2 protein-coding genes are annotated in these 1,731 nt (G+C 59.9%); both read left to right on the top strand.

The genetic code is table 11. The features are described from left to right. The first annotated feature begins 213 nt into the window (after window positions 1-213). Window positions 214-408 carry a hypothetical protein gene (locus ACFMO5_RS03330; protein ID WP_376791349.1) on the top strand — a complete coding sequence of 65 codons (195 nt, stop codon included), beginning with the start codon at window positions 214-216 and terminating at the stop codon, window positions 406-408. 213 nt (window positions 409-621) lie between these two features. Next, window positions 622-1,389, top strand: a complete 768-nt coding sequence (gene rlmB, locus ACFMO5_RS03325) for a 23S rRNA (guanosine(2251)-2'-O)-methyltransferase RlmB (RefSeq protein WP_376791348.1) — start codon at window positions 622-624, stop codon at window positions 1,387-1,389. The last annotated feature ends 342 nt before the right edge of the window (window positions 1,390-1,731 follow it).

The raw sequence follows: 1,731 nt of genomic DNA, 5'->3' as shown, positions 1-1,731 counted from the left end.
TGCCGCCGAAGGCGGCCCCAGCCCCAAAACCTCTCGAGAAACTGCTTAAAAGCGCGTTCAGTCGTATCTAACAATCAAATCTAGAAGAAGCAGAAGCGGCCAGAACCAAAATATGTTTCTTTGCCGCTCTTAATTTCCGAGATCCACGTTGACGGACCCTCAGGGAACCACTACAATCTACCGGGAACATGTCACGCCTGGGAGGAGACAGGAATGCTCGCCAAGCGAATTGCGGTGATTATAGGGGGTCTCATCATCGGGATCGCGTTGGATCTGTGTGTTCTGGCGCTTTACGCCATCCCGCCCGCGAAATACGGATGGCTTTATCATCTGGGCACGGCGGTGCCATTGGCCCTCGCAGCGATGATCGTGCTGGATGCTGTGTTGAAAACGGAAATGCTTCCTTGATGAGATGGGCCAGGAATGGATGTTATGCGCAATCGCGTGCTCTGGCCCCTATAATTCTGTGTTCGGAGTCGGGCGCTCGCGCGTCCGGTTTATGCCGTGGGGAGGGGGGAGAGGAAAGGGGCCGGAAAGAGAACGCGGACTCCAACCTGCACTGCCGGTGCCTGACGACGCGAACCAGGGTCGCAACCCCCTCCGGTCGACGGAGCGCTCGCGATGGGGAAGCAAGAAAGTATCCAGCGGGAGTTTCTATACGGCCGCCATGCGGTGCATGAGGCCTTACGGGCGGGACGACGGCGGGTTTATCGCCTGTTGATCTCCGAGGGGGCCGAGCCCCGGCCGATCTTAGAGGAGCTAAGCGCCCTGGCTGCAGTCCGAGGGATTCCGATCTTGTACGTGCCTCGGGCGCGCCTCGATGCCATCGCGAACGGCCACCAAGGGGTGGTCGCCGAGGCGGACCCTTATCCGTATGCGGATTTTGAGCAGGCCTGGGCCGAGAGCGTCCGCCGGCCGGACCCTCCATTCTGGTTGGCCTTGGATTGCCTTCAAGATCCCCAAAACTTTGGCACATTGTTGCGCGCCGCTGAGGCGGTCGGGGTGCATGCGGTTTTGTTCCCGGAGCATCGCAGTGCCCGTGTGACTCCCGCTGTGGTCAATGCCTCTGCCGGCGCGGTGGAGCATCTTTGGATTGTTCAGGTGACTAATCTGGCCCGTGCGCTGGAGCGGTTGAAAGAGCGAGGCGTTTGGGTGGTTGGGCTCCAACAGGATCCCCGGGCGGTCCGGTATGATCAGGCGGATCTGAGCGGCCCGATCGCGTTAGTGGTGGGCAATGAAGAAACCGGCATCCGTCCCCTGGTTCGGCGAACGTGTGATTTCCTTATTTATCTCCCCATGCGTGGGCAGGTGACCTCGCTCAACGCCGCCACGGCTGGGGCCATCGCGCTTTACGAGATCGCCCGGCGAAGGGGCTTCGGGCACGCTTAATCCTGGAGGAGCGCAATACTTGTTAGGAGTTGCGCGGTTGGTTTCCTCGTGAGGGCTTTTGAGGGCGGAGTCGGACACCAAAGGCGCCCGACTCCGCTCTTCCAAAAACAGTTTTCACCCCTCCTCCCCACGGCCCTTTGGACCGTGGGGAAGAGGGGTGATTCCCCTCATCGCATAGCCCCTTTGAATTTTGGGCCTAGGGTGCTATCCCTGACTTCTTCCTACGAAGCGGGGGTACTTCCTGAGTACCTGCGTAACGGGTGTGCCCCAATTTCGTCGGATGCGGTGAAATCAGATTCTCATCTCTTTCCCCTCTCCCCGTGCGGCTTTGCCGCACGGGGA

The organism is Thermoflexus sp. (assembly GCF_042408365.1).
GTDB lineage: Bacteria > Chloroflexota > Anaerolineae > Thermoflexales > Thermoflexaceae > Thermoflexus.
The sequence above is the reverse complement of the archived record's forward strand: the minus strand, read 5'-3'. Positions and strand labels throughout refer to the sequence as shown.